The organism is Bradyrhizobium sp. BLXBL-01 (assembly GCF_051853025.1).
Taxonomy (GTDB): Bacteria; Pseudomonadota; Alphaproteobacteria; order Rhizobiales; family Xanthobacteraceae; genus Bradyrhizobium.
On sequence record NZ_CP182471.1, the window covers coordinates 4,289,962 to 4,310,129 of the forward strand.

At 66.0% G+C, this 20,168-nt stretch carries 14 protein-coding genes and 1 tRNA gene; 5 read left to right on the plus strand and 10 right to left on the minus strand.

Annotated features, from left to right (window positions below):
• Nucleotides 1-5: 5 nt before the first annotated feature.
• The gene (locus tag ACNJYA_RS19895) at nucleotides 6-1,022 is read right to left on the minus strand and encodes an amino acid ABC transporter substrate-binding protein (protein WP_172789105.1); all 1,017 of its coding nucleotides are present in this window, start codon (nucleotides 1,020-1,022) and stop codon (nucleotides 6-8) included.
• 396 nt (nucleotides 1,023-1,418) lie between these two features.
• Here ACNJYA_RS19895 and metC point away from each other — a divergent pair, with 396 nt between their 5' ends.
• Both metC and ACNJYA_RS19905 read left to right on the plus strand, forming a co-directional pair.
• Nucleotides 1,419-2,603 carry a cystathionine beta-lyase gene (metC, locus tag ACNJYA_RS19900; RefSeq protein ID WP_439363057.1) on the plus strand — a complete coding sequence of 395 codons (1,185 nt, stop codon included), beginning with the start codon at nucleotides 1,419-1,421 and terminating at the stop codon, nucleotides 2,601-2,603.
• A 156-nt stretch (nucleotides 2,604-2,759) separates the two neighbouring features.
• Entirely contained in the window at nucleotides 2,760-4,451 is a 1,692-nt protein-coding gene (locus ACNJYA_RS19905; protein ID WP_439363058.1) for a Na/Pi cotransporter family protein, read from the plus strand.
• Nucleotides 4,452-4,461: 10 nt separating this feature from the next.
• Here ACNJYA_RS19905 and ACNJYA_RS19910 read toward each other — a convergent pair whose 3' ends face one another.
• The 6 genes from ACNJYA_RS19910 to ACNJYA_RS19935 form a co-directional block, all read right to left on the minus strand.
• Nucleotides 4,462-4,800: a lipid-A-disaccharide synthase N-terminal domain-containing protein gene (locus ACNJYA_RS19910; protein ID WP_025036223.1), complete on the minus strand. Its 339-nt coding sequence runs from the start codon at nucleotides 4,798-4,800 to the stop codon at nucleotides 4,462-4,464.
• Nucleotides 4,797-5,534: a glycosyltransferase family 2 protein gene (locus tag ACNJYA_RS19915; protein WP_212257030.1), complete on the minus strand. Its 738-nt coding sequence runs from the start codon at nucleotides 5,532-5,534 to the stop codon at nucleotides 4,797-4,799. Before ACNJYA_RS19915 ends, ACNJYA_RS19910 begins: the two co-directional genes overlap by 4 nt.
• 64 nt (nucleotides 5,535-5,598) lie before the next feature.
• Entirely contained in the window at nucleotides 5,599-6,444 is an 846-nt protein-coding gene (locus ACNJYA_RS19920; RefSeq protein ID WP_212257029.1) for a phosphatase PAP2 family protein, read from the minus strand.
• Between the two features lies 1 nt (nucleotide 6,445).
• Nucleotides 6,446-8,188 (minus strand): ArnT family glycosyltransferase, encoded by a 1,743-nt coding sequence (locus tag ACNJYA_RS19925; protein ID WP_172789110.1) that lies wholly within the window; start codon nucleotides 8,186-8,188, stop codon nucleotides 6,446-6,448.
• 51 nt (nucleotides 8,189-8,239) lie between these two features.
• The gene (gene pbpC, locus ACNJYA_RS19930) at nucleotides 8,240-10,351 is read right to left on the minus strand and encodes a penicillin-binding protein 1C (RefSeq protein ID WP_439363059.1); all 2,112 of its coding nucleotides are present in this window, start codon (nucleotides 10,349-10,351) and stop codon (nucleotides 8,240-8,242) included.
• Between the two features lie 99 nt (nucleotides 10,352-10,450).
• Nucleotides 10,451-15,655: an alpha-2-macroglobulin family protein gene (locus ACNJYA_RS19935; protein ID WP_439363060.1), complete on the minus strand. Its 5,205-nt coding sequence runs from the start codon at nucleotides 15,653-15,655 to the stop codon at nucleotides 10,451-10,453.
• A gap of 418 nt (nucleotides 15,656-16,073) precedes the next feature.
• On the opposite strand from ACNJYA_RS19935, the gene ACNJYA_RS19940 reads away from it, so the two are divergent.
• Nucleotides 16,074-16,150, plus strand: a tRNA-Arg gene (locus ACNJYA_RS19940).
• A 290-nt stretch (nucleotides 16,151-16,440) separates the two neighbouring features.
• On the opposite strand, the gene ACNJYA_RS19945 is transcribed toward ACNJYA_RS19940, so the two are convergent.
• Entirely contained in the window at nucleotides 16,441-17,826 is a 1,386-nt protein-coding gene (locus ACNJYA_RS19945; RefSeq protein ID WP_246571199.1) for a hypothetical protein, read from the minus strand.
• Nucleotides 17,827-17,940: 114 nt separating this feature from the next.
• On the opposite strand from ACNJYA_RS19945, the gene ACNJYA_RS19950 reads away from it, so the two are divergent.
• A complete protein-coding gene (locus ACNJYA_RS19950; protein WP_439400596.1) occupies nucleotides 17,941-18,168 on the plus strand; it encodes a DUF2171 domain-containing protein in 228 nt (75 codons plus the stop codon).
• 288 nt (nucleotides 18,169-18,456) lie between these two features.
• Here the strand turns inward: ACNJYA_RS19950 and ACNJYA_RS19955 are convergent, their stop codons facing one another.
• Nucleotides 18,457-18,642 (minus strand): hypothetical protein, encoded by a 186-nt coding sequence (locus tag ACNJYA_RS19955; RefSeq protein WP_212257026.1) that lies wholly within the window; start codon nucleotides 18,640-18,642, stop codon nucleotides 18,457-18,459.
• Nucleotides 18,643-18,807: 165 nt separating this feature from the next.
• On the opposite strand from ACNJYA_RS19955, the gene ACNJYA_RS19960 reads away from it, so the two are divergent.
• Nucleotides 18,808-18,969 carry a hypothetical protein gene (locus ACNJYA_RS19960; protein ID WP_172789115.1) on the plus strand — a complete coding sequence of 54 codons (162 nt, stop codon included), beginning with the start codon at nucleotides 18,808-18,810 and terminating at the stop codon, nucleotides 18,967-18,969.
• Between the two features lie 292 nt (nucleotides 18,970-19,261).
• On the opposite strand, the gene ACNJYA_RS19965 is transcribed toward ACNJYA_RS19960, so the two are convergent.
• The gene (locus ACNJYA_RS19965; RefSeq protein ID WP_172789116.1) at nucleotides 19,262-20,020 is read right to left on the minus strand and encodes a hypothetical protein; all 759 of its coding nucleotides are present in this window, start codon (nucleotides 20,018-20,020) and stop codon (nucleotides 19,262-19,264) included.
• Between the last annotated feature and the right edge of the window lie 148 nt (nucleotides 20,021-20,168).

Below are 20,168 nucleotides of genomic sequence, written 5' to 3' on the forward strand. Positions count from 1 at the left end.
GCTGATCAGCGGATCGGCGGCGCGTACTGAAGACCGCCCTTGTTCCAGAGATTGTTGACGCCGCGATTGATGCCGAGCGGCGAGCCGGCACCGACGTTGCGATCGAACACCTCGCCGTAATTGCCGACGGTCTTCACGATCCGCACCACCCAATCCTTGGTCAGGCCGAGCTGTTCGCCGAAATTGCCGTCGCTGCCCAGCACGCGCTTCAGCTCGGGATTTTCCAGCTTCGCCTTCTCGTCGACGTTCTTCGAGCTGACGCCGAGCTCTTCGGCGGTGAGCATCGCAAACAGCGTCCATTTCACGATGTCGAACCACTGGTCGTCGCCGTGGCGCACCATCGGGCCGAGCGGCTCCTTCGAGATGATCTCGGGCAGCACCATATGCTCGTTGGGATTGGCGAGCTTGAGGCGATTGGCGTACAGGCCCGACTGGTCGGTGGTGAAGACGTCGCAGCGGCCGGCTTCATAGGCCTTGACGGTTTCGTCGTTGGTGGCGAACGCGATCACCTCGTACTTCATGTTGTTGGCCTTGAAGTAGTCGGCGAGATTCTGCTCGGTGGTGGTGCCGGTCTGCACGCAGACCGACGCACTGTTGAGCTCGAGCGCCGAATTCACCTTCAGCGACTTCTTCACCATGAAGCCCTGCCCGTCGTAATAGGTCACTCCGGTGAAATTGGCGCCGAGCGAGGTGTCGCGCGAGATGGTCCAGGTGGTGTTGCGCGAGAGCACGTCGATCTCGCCGGATTGCAGCGCGGTGAAGCGGTCCTTGGCGGACAGCGGCACGAACTTGACCTTGGTCGGATCGTTGAAGATCGCGCCGGCAATGGCGCGGCAGACGTCGACGTCGATGCCGGTCCAGTTGCCCTTGTCGTCGGGCGACGAGAAGCCCGGCAGGCCCTGGCTGACGCCGCAGGATACCATGCCCCGGTCCTTGACGGTCTTGAGCGTTTGCGCATCGGCGGCTTGGGCGGTGAGGCCGGCGGCGAGAGCAAGGGTGAGAGCCAGGGTTACGCGTTTCATGGGCTTTGGGCCTTTCAAGGTCGTCTCAAGGTCAGGAATGTTGTCGTTAGGTTCGTCTCTGCCAGGCCAGGTCTTCTAACTGGCCTTGCAAGAGTCATGCTGGAAAACCCTGCCGAACACTCGCCGATCTCGGGAGGCCATACCTTCATCCCCGCCGCTGGCGCCCGCCATCTCGTTGGCTGTGACGCGAAGTCCGGTCAGGCAATGGATCGAAGGTCGCGGCAGGCCCCTCAACATGCGGCGACTGAATAGCACCTGCGCATCACAGAACGACTGGCGAGCCGGGTCAAGGGGTTGACGGGACTCTTCTGTGTTCTGTTATTAACGACCGCGGCCTTCCGGCCGGCCCAGGGGCGCGATGCGTCCGGTGGAAAACGCGGTTTTGAAAGCAGACGCATGGATTCTTCGCACCCCCAAGAGCAGCACGCCGAAACCCGGCTGGTCACCTCCGGCCGCGACACCAAGGCGCAGAAGGGGTTCGTCAATCCGCCGGTCTTCCACGGCTCGACCGTGCTCTATCCGACCGCCGAGGACCTGCACGCCCATCGCGGCGAGTTCACCTATGGCCGTCACGGTTCCCCGACCACCAAGGCGTTCCAGGAGACGCTGATGGCGCTGGAGGGTCCGCAATGCGCCGGCGTCGGCATCGTGCCGTCGGGGCTGTCGGCGATCTCCACCACCCTGCTCTCGGTGCTGAAGGCCGGCGACCACATCCTGGTGGTCGACAACGTCTATCGGCCCACGCGCAATTTCTGCAACGGCATGCTGACCCGCTACGGCGTCGAGACCACCTATTTCGATCCGCTGATCGGCGCCGGCATCGACAAGCTGTTCAAGCCCAACACCCGGGCCGTTCTGGTGGAGGCGCCGGGCTCGCAGTCGTTCGAGATGCCCGACATCCGCGTCATCGCCGACGTCGCGCATGGGCGCGGCGCGCTCGTCATCGACGACAACACCTGGGCGACGCCGCTCTATCACCGCTCGCTGGAACAGGGCGTCGACATCAGCATGCAGGCCGCCACCAAATATATCGGCGGCCATTCCGACATCATGTTCGGCACCATCTCGGCCAACGCCAAGGCCTGGCCGATGATCGCCGAAGGCATCCGCCTGCTCGGCGTCTGCGCCGGCCCCGACGACGTCTTCCTGGCGCTGCGCGGCCTGCGCACCCTGTCGGTGCGGCTCGCGCAACATCATCGCTCCGGGCTCGATATGGCGCGCTGGCTGGCGGCGAGGCCTGAGGTCGCGCGCGTGCTGCATCCCGGGCTTGAGACCGATCCCGGTCATGCGATCTGGAAGCGCGACTTCAGCGGCGCCTCGGGCCTGTTCAGCATCGTGCTGAAGCCGGCGCCGCAGAAGGCGGTCGACACCATGCTCAACACGCTCAAGCTGTTCGGCATGGGCTTCTCCTGGGGCGGATTCGAAAGCCTCGCGATTCCCTTTGATTGCGACGCCTATCGGACCGCGACCAAATGGGCGCCCGGCGGCCCGACGCTGCGTCTCCACATCGGGCTCGAGAGCACCGACGATCTCAAGGCCGATCTCGATCGCGGCTTCGCTGCCCTCAAAGCGGCAATGTGAGCCTGCGCGCAAGGCATCGCGCCTGCGGACGCGCCAATGCGCGCCGCGGGAACGTGCAGCCACGGCAAACGTTAACGCCGATGCGCCAACAAATGGTTTGATCCTCAAGCATTTGGCGCTAGCCTCATCAATCGACTTCCAATCCGGACACGGAGCATGGGAACGTTGGTTCTGCTCGATCTCATGGGCGGCGTTGCGCTGTTGCTGTGGGGCCTGCACATGGTCCACAGCGGGATCTTGCGCGCCTTCGGCCCCGACCTCAGGCGCCTGCTCGGCAAGGCGCTGAGCAACCGCGCCAGCGCCTTCGCGGCCGGGCTCTCGCTCACGGCGCTGCTCCAGAGCAGCACGGCGACGGCGCTGATCACCTCGTCGTTCGCGGCCGAGGGCCTCGTCGGTCTCGCCGCAGCGCTTGCCATCATGCTGGGAGCCAATGTCGGCACGACGCTGATCGTGCAGGTGCTGTCATTCAACATCGCAGCCGTCGCGCCGGTGCTGTTCGTGCTCGGCCTCGTCGCCTTCCGCTCGGGACCGCGCTCCCGGATCAAGGACATTGGCCGCGTCTGCATCGGCCTCGGCCTGATGCTGCTGTCGCTGCACATCCTGCTCGACACGATGGCGCCGGCGGAGAACGCACCCGGCATGCGCCTCGTGATGTCGGCCGTCACCGGCGATCCCGTGCTCTGCATCGTCATCGCCGCGCTCGTCACCTGGGCGGTACATTCGAGCGTCGCCAGCGTGCTTCTGATCATGTCGCTGGCCTATTCGCAGTTCATCACGCCGGAAGCGGCGCTGGCGCTGGTGCTGGGTGCCAATCTCGGCAGCGCCATCAATCCGGTGTTCGAAGGCGCCAGGCGCGACGATCCCGCGAGCTATCGCCTGCCGGTCGGCAATCTCGTCAACCGCGTGATCGGGATCGCGCTCGTGCTGCCCTTCCTCGGCGTCATCGCCGGGCACATGCATGCCTGGCAGCCGGATCTCGCGAAGATGACGGCGGCCTTCCACATCGCCTTCAACGTCGGCACGGCCGTCCTCTTCATCGGCCTGCTCGACACCTTGTCGCGCCTGCTCACGTGGCTGCTGCCCGATCGGGTGCAGGAGGCCGACCCGGCCCGGCCGCGCTATCTCGACGAGACCGCGCTGGAGACGCCCTCGCTTGCGCTCGCCGACGCCGCCCGCGAGACCTTGCGCATGGGCGACTTCGTCGAGGTGATGCTGCGCAAGGTGATGGCCGCGATGATGACCGGCGACCGTGCGCTGGTCGACCAGGTCTCCAAGATGGACAATCTCGTCGACGGTCTGGACGAGGCCATCAAGCTCTACGTGACGAAATTGATGCGCGGCAGCCTCGACGAGAGCGAAGGGCGGCGCGCGATGGAGATCATCTCCTTCGCCATCAACCTCGAGCATATCGGCGACATCATCGACAAGAGCCTGAGCGAGCTCGCCACCAAGAAGATCAAGCGCCGCTTCCAGTTCTCGGCCGAGGGGGCCGAGGAGCTCGCCGCCTTCCACAAGCGCACGATGGATTCGCTGCGCATCGCCTTCGGCGTCTTCATGTCGGGCGACGCCAACGAGGCGCGCAAGCTGCTGGTTGAAAAGACCATGCTGAAGAACGCCGAGCTTGCCGCCGTCGAGCGTCATCTCGACCGCCTGCGCGAGGGCCGCTCCGAGACCATCGAAACGACCTCGCTGCATCTCGACGTGCTGCGCGACCTCAGGCGCATCCATTCGCATATCTGCTCGGTCGCGTATCCCGTGCTCGATGCCGCCGGCGAGCCCTACCGCAGAACCGAGACGGAGACGGCCACCCTGCCCGCCTCAGGCGCGGCGTCGGCGCTGCCGCGATAAACACGTCGTATCAGCGGTCCAGCGTCTTCGAGGCGGTGCCGCGGTTCTTCCAGATCAGCATGATGTTGCGGATATAGATGATCGTCGCCAGCGACTGTCCGAGGATGATCACGGGCTCGCGCTTCACGACGCCATAGACCAGCGTCATCAGCCCGCCGCCCATCGAGCAGAACCAGAACGCCATCGGCACCACGCTGTTGCCGGCGCGCTCGCTCGCGATCCACTGCACCAGGAAGCGCGCGGTGAAGAACAATTGCGCGACGAGGCCGAACGCCAGCCAGAAATCGAACTTGGCGACGAAGACGTCATAGAGATAATTGCTCAGCGCCTGACCGTATTGAATGATCATGCGTTCACCTCGGTCACTTCTGGCGTCGGCTTCTTGCGGCGGATCAGCCACCACACGCCTGCGAGATCCATGATGCCGATCCACAGCCGATCGAAGAAGCCATAGTTGGACACGCCGGAATGGCGCGGCCGGTCGATCACGTCGACATAGGCGATGTCGTAGCCTTCGCGGCGGACCAACGCGGGGAGGAAGCGATGCAGCCCGTCGAAATAGGGCAGCATCAGGAAGACGTCGCGGCGAAACGCCTTCAGCCCGCAGCCGGTGTCGCGCGTGCCGTCCTTCAGGATGGCATTGCGAACCCCATTGGCCACGCGCGACTGGAATTTCTTGAAACCGGTGTCCTTGCGCCCGACGCGCTGGCCGGCAGCGAGCCCGACGCGCCCTGCTCCCTTCTCGACCGCCGCGATCAGGTCGGGCAGGAAGGCCGGATTGTTCTGGCCGTCGCCGTCGAGCGTCGCCACGATCTCTCCGCGCGCCGCGCGCACGCCGCTGCGCACGGCCGCGGACTGGCCGCCCGATCTTGCATGGCGAAGCTGACGCAGATTGCTCCGTTGTTTCATGATGGCGGCAAGCCGCTCGCCGGTGGCGTCGGTGGAGCCATCGTTGACGTAGATGATCTCATAGGGCCAGCGGCCATCGAGCGCCGCGCCGATCTCCGCGATCAGTGGCGCGATGTTGTCGGCTTCGTTGCGCACGGGAACGACGATGGAAACCGATGGCTGGGACGTCGACAAATCGAGGCTCGTGGTTGGAATTGACCTGCCCAAGGGAACCGGTGATCCCGGCAGGCAGCCGCTTTTATGGGGCGGATGCCCGGTGGGCAACCCTTTTGAGGCGGTCGGAAACCGTCCCTGAAAGCGGCACGATGGTGCCGTCGGCGCGGATGGCAAAGCCGAGTTTTCGAGCCGCGAACCAGTAGCGGACGGCCAGGGCGCCGACCGTTCCGACCAGAGCGCCGGCCACGACGTCGCTCGGGTGATGCGCCAGCAGCACGAGGCGCGTCAGCAGGATCACGATTGCGTAAGTGAACATGAAGACGCGCAGGCGCGGCCACAATGCGGACACGGCAAACGCCAGGGCGAACGCAGCCACGGCATGGCCCGACGGCAGGCTGGCATAAGCTCCCGTCCCCTCGAACGGAACGAAGTTGAACGGATTGGCCGTGCCCCCGACGAAGGGGCGTCCGCGGCCGATGAGATATTTCAGGATCTCGGCGACGAAGGCAGACACGGCAACCGACAGAAACATGAATTGCAGCCGTGTGCCGAAGCCCAGCAGCAGCGCGCGGCGGCTCCCGCGCAGCCCGGCCGCGACGAGCGCCAGCACCACCAGCGCAGCCCCAAGCACCGAGAGGATATACTCGTCCTTGCCGAAATCGGTCAGGATCCGGATCGGCCACAGGCTCGGCGTGCCGCGCGGCGGCATCAGCAGGATCTCGGTCTGATCGAACGCGACCATCAGCACGATGACCAGGGCTGCACCCGCCATGGCAAGCCATAGTGAATGCCGCGCCAGCTTCCGGGCGGCCTCGGCGCGGCACGAATGCGAGGGCGACCGCACGAGCTGCGCCAGCGCGCGCCAGGACACGGCGAGCAATTGCGCGGGGTAACCGGCATGCGGCGCAATATCGGTCGGCGCCTGCATCCTATTCGGTACCTTCCGAGCGGAAGATCGAGATCGAGATGGCTCGTCCTTGCGAGAAATTATAACCGTCGATGCGCGCGCCGACCTTGTAGCGCAGCCCGATCGCCTCGGCGCGCTGCACGAAGCTGCGCTCCGAGCGCTGCTCGATCAGCGCGAAGCGGCAGCTGCCCTGCCGCAGGAAGTCCGCCGCGCCGGAGCCGTCGGTGAGCAAGGTCCGGGTGCCCGCCAGGAAGACGAGGCTCGGCTCGTGATAACCGGCCGCAGCCGCCTTTGGTCCGACGCAGGTGACGTTGCGAAGCGCGCGCGCGATCTCGATGCTGGGAAATAGCGGCGTCAGCGACGGCAGGACGATGCCGTAAATTGTCACGGCGAGCATCAGGGCTGCGACCAGCGCGTTTAGCAGTGAGCGCTCGGCGCGGTTGGTATCGAACAGCCACCAGGCGAACAGGCCGAAGATCAGCGCGGCCGCAATGAACGGCCAGGCCACGAAGGCGGGCTGCCGCGTCAGCATCACCGCCCCGACCACCGCAATGATCGAGGCGGCGGCGGGGATCGCGAACCACCAGGCCGAGCCGCGCATGAGCCAGGAGCGCGACAGCACGCGCCGCTCCACCGCGCCGGCGGTGAGGATCGCGATCGCGGGATACAGCGGCAGCACGTAATGCGGCAGCTTGGTCAGCACGGCCTCGAACACGATCCAGGACGGGATCAGCCAGGCCAGCAGGAACTGCGCGCCGGGCTCGCGCCGGGCCCGCCAGACCGCAGGCGCCGCCATCGCCGCCAGCGGCGCGCCCGGCCAGAACGTGATCCAGAACAGCGCCAGGTACAGTCCGGGCGGCGCGCCGTGGGATTCCTGGGCCCCGATCTTGCTCAGCATGTCACCGCCGACGGAATCGGCGAAGAAGGTTTCGCCCGCCCGCCAGAAGATCGCGACGAACCACGGCAGCACCAGCACCAGCATCCACATCAGGCCCCAGACCGGCCGCAGCTTCCACAGCCAGGAGGCGTCGCGGTCCTGGATCGCGAGCGCGACGATGGTCAGGCCTGCAAACATCAGGATCAGCGGGCCCTTGATCAGGATGCCCACTGCGAGCGCGGTCCAGAAAATCGCGGGCCAGCTCCACGGCGGATGCGTCTCGTCCTCGGCGCGCTGCCAGGACAAATAGGCCCGCGCCATCGCGCCCATCGCGGAGACGACGCAAAGCAGCAGCATCGCATCGGTCTTCGCCAGGCGCGCTTCGACACCGAGCAGCACGGAGGCGCACATCATCAGCGCCGCCAGCACCGCGGCGCGCCGCGTGACGAAGCCGAGCGCGGCCCAATAGGTCATGAGCACGGCGCCGATCGCGCCCATCAGCGACGGCAGCCGATAGACCCAGATGCGCAATTCGGCCTTCGGCAGCTTGAGCATCGCGGCGGCTTCGACGGTCGCCGATTGCAACCAGTAGATGCCGACCGGCTTCTTGTAGCGGACGTCCTCCTGAAAGCGGATATCGACATAGTCGCCGCTCTCGACCATCTGCTTGGTGGCCTGGGCAAACCGTGCCTCATCGCGATCGATCGGCGGAATGGTGAAGAAGCCCGGCAGGAACAGCAGCAGCGCGCACAGCACCAGGAAGCCGACCGCGCGCGCGTGGCTGGCGGTGACGATGTCGAGCATGCGCACGAGCCCGCTGCCCGGATTTGCGGGCGATTTCGACTCGCGGGGGGCTCCAAAACGGGGGCTTGGGTAGGTCTCGGCCATTTGGTTCCGCTTACGCTGAAACCGCCATGGCCACAACCGCTTAAGGCAGGGTCATTGAATTCGAATGACGACTGTGTCCGCGGCGCCCGTGGCGTCGATCACGGTGAGCCGTGCAAAGCCCGGGCCGGGCGGATCGATCAGCCGTTGCCGGCGGCCGTCGATCTCGCCGAGCGCGGTGCCGTTAACCATGACCGTCATGGGCAGCACGCCGCCGGCGACCTTGACCGGCATGGCTGCGCTCTCCCGGCCACCTGATCGATCGACGTCGATCCGCGAGCCGTTCAGGGGAAACTGGATGTGCAGCGCCTGCTCGCCCCCGCTTCGCACCAGTTCCCCGACCGGCCGGAACCGCTTCAAGGGCAGCGGCAGCTTCGCGTTGCTTGCGACCAGGGTTCCCTTGGGGGGCTTCGGCAAGGGGGTCAGCGTCTTGCCGCTGCGAGCGAAGGCGTCGAACAGGATGGGCGCAGCCGCGACGCGTCCGATCAGGCCGGGAACCGGCGCCCCATCCGGACGGCCGACCCAGACGCCGATGGTCATGCGGCCGTCGAAGCCGACCGACCAGGCATCGCGATAGCCATAGGAGGTGCCGGTCTTGAAGGCGATGCGGTTGTGGGCGGCGTTCTCCGGCGGGGGCGTGCCGAGCAGGACGTTGCCGACCTGCCAGGCTGCGACCTGATCCAGCAGCCGGAGCGGCTCGCGATCGTCCTTGGCCGTCACGATCTCGCGGAGCGGCTTGGTGGTTCCGAGCCGGGCGAAGCCGGCATAGAGCTGGGCGAGGTCCTGGAGCGTCACGCCGACGCCGCCGAGGCCCATGGCAAGGCCGGGCGCTTCGTCCTTGGGCAGGATGAGGTTGCCGCCGGCCTGCCGCAGCCGCGAGGCGAGCCGGCTCGAGCCGACGCGGTCGAGCAGCACGATGGCCGGCACGTTCAACGACAATTGCAGCGCCTTCCTCACCGGCACCGTGCCCTGGAAGGTCATGTCGAAATTTTCCGGCGCATAGGAGCCGAAGCGGACCGGCCGGTCGTCGATCAGGCTGTCGGGATGGACGAAGCCGTCCTCGAAGGCGAGTCCGTAGATGAAAGGCTTCAGTGTCGAGCCGGGCGAGCGGACTGCGCGGGTCATGTCGACCTGCCCTGCCCGGCTCTCGTCGAAATAATCGGCCGAGCCGACGCGCGCGAGCACGTCGCCGCTCTCATTGTCGATCACGATGATGCCAACCGAGATGTTCGGACCCAGCGCGATGGCGCGGTCGCGCGCCAGCGGCTCCAGCATCTTCTGCAGGTTCGCATCGAGCGTCAGCTTGATGATCGGCGTGTCCTTGACCGTCGACATCGCAGAGTCGGAGGCATGCGGCGCCAGGATCGGCATCGGCTTGCGCAGGTTCGGCACCGCCACAGCCTTGGCCTGCGCCGCGTCGTCGGCACTAACCACGTGCTCCTCGACCATGCGGTCGAGCACGCGGTCGCGCGCCTTGCGCGCCGCCTCCGGATAGCGGTCCAGCCGGCGCGTCTCCGGCGACTGCGGCAGCGCGACCAGCAGCGCGGCCTCCGCCAGCGACAGCCGCTTCGGCTCCTTGCCGAGATAGGCGATCGACGCCGCGCGGATGCCTTCGAGGTTGCCGCCGTAAGGCGCGAGCGCCAGATAGAGATCGAGGATCTCTTCCTTGCTCATGCTGCGCTCGATCTCGATCGCACGCACGATCTGCCGCAGCTTTGCATAGAGCGAACGCTGCCGCCGCGGCTCGATCAGGCGAGCGAGCTGCATCGTGATGGTCGAGCCGCCCGAAACGATGTGGCCGCGCGTTCCCAGCTGCAAGGCGGCGCGCCCCAGCGCCAGCGGATCGATGCCGTCATGGGCGTAGAAGCGCTGGTCCTCATAGGCGAACAGCAGTTTCAGGTAAGTCGGATCGACGTTGGTCCTGGCATCGACCGGCAACCGCCAGCGCCCATCCGCCATGGCATAGGCGCGCAGCAGCTTGCCGTTGCGATCGACGATGGTGGTGGAGACCTGGCGGGCTTCGTCGAGCGGGAGCGGGCCGAGGGAGTAGACCCAGGCGACGAAGCCGATGATGGTGAGGATGAAGGAGAGCGCGGCTGTCGAGAGAAAGCGGAAGGCAAACCGCCCTCTCCACCCGTCATGGCCGGGCTTGTCCCGGCCATCCACGTTCTGAGCCGCGGCGCCAAAGTCCGTGGATGCCCGGGCCAAGCCCGGGCATGACGACGGTGTTTGTGGCCCCTTCGGAGCGTCAGTCATTCCAAGCACTCACTTCGCCGCCCGCACCTCGACGGTCCCCGTGCTGGTCCGGCCATAGCGCGAGGGATTGTACATGTCCTCGACATAGGCCTGCGGCAATACGTATTTGCCGGGCGAGACCGCGCGGACCACATAGGCGACGGTGAAGACCGACTTGGAGTCCGAGACCCGGTCGACGGCCGCGGTGAAGCGGTCGTCGCGGAACTCGGTGTCTTCAGGCTCCTCGCCGTCCTCGATCCAGTCCAGCGTCCCGCTGTCGCCCGACGAGACCAGCTTCGGATTGTCGATCTCCAGGCCCGCCGGCAGATAGTCGGACACCATGATGTGGCCGTACTCGGGTTTGGCCTCGGTGATCTTCAGCACCACCGCAAAGCGCTGGTTCTGCTTGACCTTGCTGATGTCCGCGGGCTTGCCGTCGAGCGTGTGGTAGCTGCGCTCGATCTTGAAGCCGTTGGACGCCGCCGGCTCCGGTGTCACCGGCGAGCCCGATACCGAGACGACCGCCTGCACCGGCGCATCGCCGGTGTTGGTGATCTTCAGCGGCTTGCCGCCCAGCGTGTCGGCCTTGTAGCTGCGATACAGGGCGGTCTTGACCGGTTGGCCGTCGACCTCGATCGAGAGGTTCTCCTTGGCGAGCGCTCGCGCCGCCAGCACCAGCCACGCATTCTCCTGCGTCGAGGTGTAGGGCGTCAGACCGCGGGCAGTCTCGACCCGGGACACGGCCTGCGTCAGCGTCGCCCTCGGCGCGTTGCCTTCGCTGGCGAGCGACACCAATGCTGCGGCATCGCGAAGCTGCGAGCCATAATCGGTGCGGCCGAATTCCAGCGCGGGTTTGGGCGCGAGGCTGTCCAGCGCCGCGCCATAGACCCGCTCGGCACGGTTGCGGTCGCCGACGAGAGCGAGCGCCGCCGCGAGCTGCGACTTCGCGATCGGGGTCGCGAGGTTGTTCAGCTTGGTGTCGGCGAGATAGCGGAGATCGCCGATCGGAGCTGCGCCGTTACGGGCGAGCACGTAGAGGCCGTAGGCGAGATCGCGCCCACCGTCCTTCTCCGGCTCGTTGCCATTGACGACGGAGTTGCGGATGCGGTCGAGCGCGTTCTTGAACAGGACATCAGGCACCGCAAAGCCCTTCTCGCGGGCGCGGGTAAGGAAGTCCGTCACATAGGCATCGAGCCAGGCATCGTCGCCGCCCGCCGACCACAGGCCGAACGAGCCGTTCGAGCCCTGGCGGGCCAACAGCCGCTCGATGGCGTCGCGGATGCGCTGGTCGACCTCGGTATCCATGGCGAGGTGCGCACCCGCCGCGAGCTCGTTGACATAGAGCAGCGGCATGGCCCGGCTCGTGATCTGCTCCGAGCAACCATAGGGATAGCGGTCGAGCGCTTTCAGGATCGTTGCCGCATCGAGCGCGGTCGACAGGCTGGCCGAGACCGAGACACTGCCGGTGCCCGGCACGAGGTCGGAGAACATGTCCGAGGTCAGCGTCAGGCTTTCGCCCTTCGCCAGCGTCCGGATCGAGCGCCGCGCCAGCACCTGCGTCGCCGCCTTGACGTCGAACGCATAGTGCCGCGCGAGCGAAAGGCCGCTCGGCCCCTTGATGTCGACATCGAGCGTCGCCTGCCCCGCCGCGGTCGCATCGAGCGCGAGCGAGAACGAATTGCGCTGCTTGGCGGCGAGCTTCACCGTGGTTGCGGGATTGCCTGATATCTTCACCGGACCGCCCGCCTTCACATTGATGACGTAGTCGCCGGCCTGGCCCTCGACATTGTCGATCTCCAGGTTGACCGTGCCGTGGTCGCCGTTGAGCAGGAAGCGCGGCAGCGTCGTGGTCAGCACGACGGGATCGCGGATCACGACGTCGGTGTTGGCGCGGCCGAGCTTGGTCGCGGTCCACGCCACCGCCATCACGCGCGCGGTGCCGGCGAACTCCGGAATGTCGAAGCTCACGTCCGCGGTGCCGTCGGCAGCGACCGTGACGATGCCGGAATAGAGCGCGAGCGGCTTCTGCGTGGGCGGCGAGCCCTGGAGCTCACCCGCACCGGCATCGCCGCCGGACTTGATCTGGCCGCGCGTGCCGGACATCCCATCGATCAGCTGCCCGTAGAGATCGCGGATCTCGGCGCTGAGGCGGCGCTGGCCGAGATAGTAATCGTCCGGCGCCGGCGGCTTGTAATTGGTGAGGTTGAGGATGCCGACATCGACGGCGGCGATGACGACCTTGGCGTCCTCGCCCGGATTGAGGCCGTCGAGCTTGACCGGGATCTTCAGCGTGGAGTTCGGCCGGATCAGCGAGGGCGGCGACAGCTTCACCTGCAAGGTGCGGGTCTGCTTGTCGATGCCGAACCATTTCAGCCCGATCGCCCGGCCCGGCATGCGCTGGGCAGCCGCATCGAGCGGACGGCGCAGCGTCGCCACCACATAAGCACCGGTGCCCCAGTCCTTGCCGATCGGGAGCTTCACCTGCGCGGTGCCTTCCTTGACGTCGATGGTCTGCGTCGTCAGCAGGCGGTCGCCGAGCACGTTGACGGTGAGCTTGCCGGCGCTGCGGACGTTGACCGAGACCGTCATGGTGTCGCCGGAGGCATATTGCGGCTTGTCGACCGAGGTCTCCAGCAGGTCCGGCGTGTCGGCGCTGCCGTCGGAGTACCAGCCGACGTCGAACTGCACCGACGTCACCGGGCCGTCAGCGTCGTTCGACTTGACGTCGAGCCGGTAGCGGCCGGGCTGCGGCGTGAGCGAGATCCGCGCCGGCTTGTCGGCCGCGATGGTGACGTCGCCGTCGGCGACGCGCGAGGTCGACTTGACCGGCTCGTACTCCCAATAGTTGTTCTGGCGGTACCACTGGTAGCGCGATTCCATCTTCAGGAGCTCGTAGCGCAGGCCGTCGCGGCGCAGCTTCTCGCCTTCCGGCGAGACGAACACGACGTCGAACTCGGCCTTGTCGCCCTCGGCGACGTTCTTGTCGCCGAACAGCGGCTTGATGCCGATCTGCGCCGTCGCGGGCGCGACGGGCAGCACGATCTTGCGCTCGACGGCGCGGCCGCCGGTCTCGACCATGCGGACGAATATCTGCGCCTCCTGCGGACGCGTCGAGGCCGGCTGCTTGTCCAGCGTCACCGGGAAGGTGGCAACACCATTGGCGTCGGCCTCGGGCAGGCTCTCCAGCGGCGTGCGCTCGTTCGAGGTGGTTTCCTCGTCGTCGACGCCGAACTTGTAGCCGGCAAAGCCGGGCCGCTCGGCCGCAGGCGCGATCAGCATGTCGCCTTCGAGCTGAAGGCCTGAGGCCGGTGCGCCATAGAGGAAATGACCATCGGCCTTAAGCTCCACTGGAGCGTTGGCTTTGATCAGCTTGTCCTTGGCGGACAAGTCGAATTCGATCCGATCGGGCACGTAATCCTCGACCATGAAGGTGGTTTCGCCGACCGAAGCCCCCTTCGGATCGGTGAAGGCGCGCACCCGCCACGTTCCGGTGGGAACAGCCGAGTTGAGCGGCACGGACAGCGTGCGGCCGCCGGCGCCCTGATCCGCCAGCACGGCGCGACGATATTCGACGCCGTCGGGGCGCTCGACCACCAGCATCATCGGACCGCCGGTCACAGCATTGCCCTGCCCGTCGCGGAGCAGCGCGGTGAGGAAGACGGTCTCGCTGGAGCGGTACACGCCACGCTCGGCATAGACGAAGGCATCGGCGCCGGCGGGCGCCGCGCGGCCCGAGACGCCGCGGTCGGACAGGTCGAAGGCCGACGTCTTCAGGCTCAGGAAGGCATAGTCGGCCTTCTCGCCGGTGACCGTGAGCATCGCCGGCGACAATCCGCCCTCGCCGCGCGCAAGGCCCGCCTCGAACAGCACGTGACCGGTCTCGTCGGTCTTGCGCGTCGCCAGGATCTCGTTGTTGCGGGCGACCAGGCGCACCTCGGCCTTGCCGACCGGATCGGTCGACGCCAGCGAATTGACGAAGACATGGATGCCGTCATTGCCGGAGTAAGCGGAGATGCCGAGGTCGGAGACGATGAACCATTGCGTGGCGAGTTGGTAGTCGTCGTCCGAGCCTGGGCCCTTGGCCGCTGCCGTCATGACGTAGACACCGGGCTGCAGTTCGCCGAGCGCCTGATCGACCGGGAATGCCGTGGTGACGTCCTGATTTAGCGTCATCGCGGTCGCAAGCTCACCCGACCAGACCTTGACGCCGCGCTCGTCGCCGAGATCTGAGAGCTGATACTTGGACAGCGTCTTCTGGAAATCGCTGTCGACCACCGTGTTGATCAGGTTGCGGTCGCCGATCCTGTAAACGTTGATGTTGACCGCGGGCGTGTTGACGCTGACGACGGGAATGCCGCGCTGGCCGGTCCGCGGCAGCACATAGGCCCGGCTGGTGAAGCGCACGAAGGGCTTGCGGTCGCGCACATAGATGTTGAACTCGGCCGATTTCGGCAGCCCCTCCTTCACCGTGGACGGCAGGCCGGCGCGTAGATTGATGTTGTAGCGCTCGCCGTGCTTGAGCCCGTCGACGCAGAGCTGCTTGGCTTCGGCCGACAGCGCTGGCTTGTCCTGGCCCGCCAGCGCAAGGAAGGGCGCGAAATCGGTGCGCTTGGCCAATTCCTCGGAGAATTGGAAGCAGGCGCGCGGGCTCGCCGAATCCGAGTCGACGGTGTAGTCGAGCAGGCGGAAGCCGTGCTCGTCGCGCATCCTCTCATATTGGCCGCGAACGTCGGCGACCTCGCGCATGTCGAGCGACAGCCGCAGCGCATCCAGCGCCGGCCGCCACAGCTTGCGTTCAGCCAGCGCCTTGCCGAGCACGGCGAGCGCGTCGGCCTCCTCGCCCGGATTGCCGGCGCGCTGATAGGCGATATAGGCCGCGGTCGAGGCGCGCTCCAGCAGGAAGGTCTGCTCGCTCGAGCTCTTCGGCGAGATCTGGAAGATGACCTTGGCGAGCCGCAGCCAGTTGCCGGCATCCTCGGGCGTGGTTGCGGCGATCTGGCCGAGCACCGAAAGTCCGGTGCGATTATCATTGCGCCGGAAGGCGGCGTCGGCGTCCGTCTTCAGCGTCGCGTTGGTCTTGGCGACCGGCCCCGCCTCGCTCTTGATCTGGGCCTCGAGCTTGATTGCGGAATCGGCGAGGTCGTCGCGCTTGAACGCCTTGTCGGCGGCCTGTGCAGCGACAAGGCCGAGCGCCAGCGCGGCGCAGATTGTGACGGCGCGAACAAGACCGATCATGGAGGACTCCCGGAAAGCGCGGACGAACGCCGCGGCGGCAAATGAAATGCGCGGAAAGGTGACCGACTCAAGGCGATGGAACCGTAAGGTGCAAATCGTCGCATTCGCCATGACAAGGCAAGCCCAGGGAGACCAGCCGAGATACCGCCGCGCACGCCGTCCTGATGGCGCAGCAACACCTAGCCAGTCGACCGGCGGCCGTGTCCCGGAAGCTGTTCAGCGTTCCCGGCGATGTGATCCATCGTCCAATCCGCTGCCGCTCAACCCGGCACCCTGACACCCCACCGTTCCGCTTTGTCGCAGCACGGAGGAAAACGGTTCGGTTCAGGCTTGGCGAAACACCCAATTTTTCATATTGGCATGCTACATGAACGGCCAGCCGCCCAATCCGGGCGGCCCCAACCGGCCGGCTCAAGACGGTCCCGTAGCTCAACTGGATAGAGTAGCGGATTTCTACTCCGCGGGTTGCAGGTTCGAGTCCTGCCGGGATCGCCATTCACCATTTGCAAAGCCGGCGCCCATCACGAAGGCGTGGGTAACCATATGCCGGCCTTTGAACTGCGCAGATCAGCCCTATGTAACCGCCGGACGAGATGCGTCCGATAGGTTTTGAATGCAGCAATCCGAGCTGACGAGAATGGCGATCGCATCTGCGGTCGCGGTCGTTGCGATATCGTATCTGGCAGTCGACGCAGGCGTGGTGAACACCAATGTGGTCACGCGGCCCATCAAGCTGGCGCAGGCCTCGATCCTTGGCGCCGCAACGGGACAACGTCAGCCTGCATTTACCCTTCAGGAATGGGCGCGCCGCGACCGCGAGAAGCCGCAACTGGAATATTGCCTGGCGGTCGACTGATCGACGCGCCCTCCGCCGGGCCGTCGACAGACACGTCACCGCCTGCCGGCTGATGACCGCGCCACCACCGCGCAATGGCAGCGGTGAGATCGCCCCACACCTCGGTCGGCAGATCCGGAACCGCCACCCGGACACTGTACTGATCCGTCGTCGCATCGTGAAACCATTCGGTCGCGGCGAAGTCGAACCCGAAGCTGCCGGCGTGGCGGATGGGAAAGCCCTCGCGGCGCAATTCGCAGCTCATGTCCTCGGCAGCCTGCCGCGCTGCCGCCTCGTCGAGCGCGCGCTGTCCGCGAAGGGTCACGTAGAGACCGTGGGTGAAGCGAAGCTGAGCCGAGAGCGCCGGGATCTCGGCGGCAAAGTATCGCGCCGAGCTTCGGCCGTTACGCAAGATCGCCGCCACGCGCCGCTTCGTCAGCGCCCAGTACGCCGCGCTGCCTGCGAAGGGCGGGAAGTGGGCCGGCAATGCCGCACCGCCGAGCAGCCGCACCGCATTGCGCGTTTCGGACGCGAGACGTGTCCATTCAATGTCCCCTGCCCGCGGCGAACGCTCATGCCCGTGCACGAAGACGGCTGAGCCGAGCCTGCCATATTCCGCTCCGAGCGAGTCGAGCTTGTTGTGGCTTCGCACCAGCACCAGCGGAATTCCGTGCCACCTGGCCCACCTCGAGACCCGCCTGATGCGACCGGACCTGCCGGCGAAGCACGTCGTATCGAAAATCAGGAGATCGAGTCCCGAGCCGTCACGGCGCAGCACCGCTTCGATGGCGCCGGCGACGGAGCAGGAATCCAGCAGGAGGATCCGCGGCGAGCCCACCCGTGCCAACGCATCGCCGAGCGGCAGCGTCAAGGCCTCGATCCGCAAATGCGGGATGAAGCTTCGGATCAGCTCCAGCGACTCGCCGTAGGAGCCTGGCAGCACCAGGATGTCGGCCTTCGCAACGATCCGCGCGGAGGCAAGCAGCACCGCGGAGATCGCCGCCATTCCCGAGGCGGTGTAGATCGCCGTGCTCGTGCAGCCGCCGTCGAGCGCGTAGAACGACGGCCCGCGTACCGTGAGATCGGCCCGCTGGTAATCGTAACTGAACTCGAACGGCCCGCTGGCGGGATCGGCCGTGTGCGACCAGGCTGTCTCGGTCGCCTTCCACTCGTGCAATTCGTGCTCCGCCCTGAGCGCCGCAGTGATCTGGAATTTGGATCGGACGACGTCGTCGACGGAACACGGCGGCGCCAAGTCGAGCGGGTTTCTCAGGCTGCCGTTCAACAGCCTGAGTTCCGCGTGCTTGCGCTCCAGATAGGCTCGAATGGTCTCCATTGCGCTTCTTGACAGATCCAGTCAGGCGTCAACGTCTGGAAAACCCAGCGGGTCCAACGCGCCCGCTGCAACGAACAGGCACCTTCGCAGTTGAATCCATGCAAGGAGGACAGCATGGCTGACATCAGAGAGCACATGAAAATCATCGGCAAGGACGGCGCACATGTCGGCACCGTCGATCGGCTCGAGGGCAACCGCATCAAGCTGACGCGCAAGGACAGCCCGGAAGGTCACAAGGACCATCACCACTATATCGACACGAAATATGTCGGTGCCGTCGAAGGCGACGTCGTCAAGCTGTCGGTGAATGCCGATGACGTTCCGAAGACGGAAGCGGCGTAAAACACTGAGCCCCCGCGGGGCTTTTGTTTGTTCACGGTCCGACTCCGCTTCGTTCGCAAGCACGAATCGCAACCGCAATTCGATGGCGCGGCGCATTCGTTAACGATAGCTTGCTGCGGTGGAAGATCGCTGCAATTCGATGGCCTTTATCACTGCGGATCGATCGGGAACGAATGCGCGATCAGCGCGTTTGACAACCGAACAGAGTGGTGCCGACCCGCCAGCCCCGGTCGGCTTTGAAGGACCCCGTGCTTGTCCCCCGAGCACGGGGTTTTTCTCATGTCAGTGCTATCGGGCCGGCGGTCTGTGTCCGGCCGCATGCGAGGCGCCGGCTTGCTCATCGCGCAGATCGCGGGCGAGTTCGTGCCATGCCAGGGCCAGTTGGATCAGCCGTTGCCGGTCGACACCCTCGGCCTCCGCGGCGCGCTTCATTGCGGCCTCGGCCTCATGTTGCGGATCGTACTCGGTGTACATGAGACAGACTCTAGCCGGCCATCTGGACAAGCGCGTGGCAATTTCGTTCCGTATGATTGCGGGGTCCCCCGCCAGCCGCGTGGACCGATCTGTGAACCACGTCACAGCCTGTCCGCGACATCTCCGCTAAACAAGCTGCCAAGGCTTCATGGGTGATGTCCGATCATGACACGCAAAGCAGCAACCGAAGTCATCGTGCCGACGCAGCGACATCGCGCGGACCTGCTCGGCATCGCCTATCTCGGTACCATCGGCGTCGTCATGGTGGCCTGGATCGCCGGCCTGGTCTGGGCCTCGATCGCGTTCTTCAACTGGCTCGTGTCCTGACGCGCGACGTGGTCGGTCTACCCGCTGATCCTGCCTTAGATTAGGCTGGGCAGCACCTGCGCGAGTTTAATTCCGCCGCAAACGATCATGGCCCAGAGCGCCAGGCTGATCTGGATGGCATCCAGCATGTCCCACATCCCCGCGAATCATCCCGTCATTTTTCTTTGAGATTTGCGTGGAGCGGCGGCGAGCGCCAGAGCCAATTCGAAGCAACCGCCGGTGTGCAAGAAGATGAGGCGGGCCCGAGCCCGCCTCAATGGTCCGATCCGGCCAGGAAAACTCAATAGAAAACTCAATAGCAGGCGCGGGGGTCGGCCTGCACATATTGGCCGTTCGGATAACGGTAGTAGCAGGCACCCTGCGCCCAGTAATAGCCGGGCTGGGCTGCAGCGGTCGCACCGGCGATTGCGCCCGTTGCACCGCCGAGGACCGCGCCAGCGGCAGCCCCTGTTGCATTGCCTGAGATCAGCCCGCCCAGCAGGCCGCCGACGATCGCGCCGCCAAGCGCGCTTGCGCCGGGATCAGCCGGTGGCGGCGGCGGAGGTGGCGGCGCATAGGCCACCGGAGGCGGGGCGTAGGCTACCGGCACGTCGTCGATATAGTCCTCTGAGATGTAGGCCGGCGGGCCAGCCATGCGCTGCGGATAATAGTACCAGACGCCGCCAACGTCCCACCACCAGCCGGACCGGCCATGGCGGACTTCGTGGCGCCAGCGTCCGCCCTCCCAGGCGAGATTGCCGCGATAGCTGTGTCCGCCCCAGTCCCGTGCCGGAGCAGGACCGCGCGCAACATGACGTCCGGGCGGCGGGCCGCCGGCATTGTGACCTGCATGGGGCTGACCGCCGGGCTGCGCAGGGCGGGTCGCCTGCTGGGGTGGAGGGCCCTTGCGCATGGTCGGATTGGCCTGTGGCGGCGCGCCTGCGGCCGGCCCGGCCGGCGGTGGGCTGGCGTCTTTCGGTGGCCTGGCCTCCTGGGCCTGCGCCGACAGCGCGAGCAACGAAATGGCGGAGACCACGGGAAGGATGATCTTGATGCGTTTGGACGCACTCATGCGTGCTAGCCCCCTGCTCTTTCCATGGCCATGATTTCCGGGCGCGATCGACGAATCGCCACGCGCCGGGCTGATGCCGGCCGAAATCACTGCCCTGCTTGATCGGCTAAGTCCCGTTACAAATGATTAAGATCAGGGCCTTTTTTCA

What these genes read in the sequence shown, in the direction of transcription:
- ACNJYA_RS19895 (WP_172789105.1), bottom strand. Translation starts at nt 1,022, where the DNA reads ATGAAACGCGTAACCCTGGCTCTCACCCTTGCTCTCGCCGCCGGCCTC.
- metC (WP_439363057.1), top strand. Translation starts at nt 1,419, where the DNA reads ATGGATTCTTCGCACCCCCAAGAGCAGCACGCCGAAACCCGGCTGGTC.
- ACNJYA_RS19905 (WP_439363058.1), top strand. Translation starts at nt 2,760, where the DNA reads ATGGGAACGTTGGTTCTGCTCGATCTCATGGGCGGCGTTGCGCTGTTG.
- ACNJYA_RS19910 (WP_025036223.1), bottom strand. Translation starts at nt 4,800, where the DNA reads ATGATCATTCAATACGGTCAGGCGCTGAGCAATTATCTCTATGACGTC.
- ACNJYA_RS19920 (WP_212257029.1), bottom strand. Translation starts at nt 6,444, where the DNA reads ATGCAGGCGCCGACCGATATTGCGCCGCATGCCGGTTACCCCGCGCAA.
- ACNJYA_RS19925 (WP_172789110.1), bottom strand. Translation starts at nt 8,188, where the DNA reads ATGGCCGAGACCTACCCAAGCCCCCGTTTTGGAGCCCCCCGCGAGTCG.
- ACNJYA_RS19935 (WP_439363060.1), bottom strand. Translation starts at nt 15,655, where the DNA reads ATGATCGGTCTTGTTCGCGCCGTCACAATCTGCGCCGCGCTGGCGCTC.
- ACNJYA_RS19945 (WP_246571199.1), bottom strand. Translation starts at nt 17,826, where the DNA reads ATGGAGACCATTCGAGCCTATCTGGAGCGCAAGCACGCGGAACTCAGG.
- ACNJYA_RS19950 (WP_439400596.1), top strand. Translation starts at nt 17,941, where the DNA reads ATGGCTGACATCAGAGAGCACATGAAAATCATCGGCAAGGACGGCGCA.
- ACNJYA_RS19955 (WP_212257026.1), bottom strand. Translation starts at nt 18,642, where the DNA reads ATGTACACCGAGTACGATCCGCAACATGAGGCCGAGGCCGCAATGAAG.
- ACNJYA_RS19960 (WP_172789115.1), top strand. Translation starts at nt 18,808, where the DNA reads ATGACACGCAAAGCAGCAACCGAAGTCATCGTGCCGACGCAGCGACAT.
- ACNJYA_RS19965 (WP_172789116.1), bottom strand. Translation starts at nt 20,020, where the DNA reads ATGAGTGCGTCCAAACGCATCAAGATCATCCTTCCCGTGGTCTCCGCC.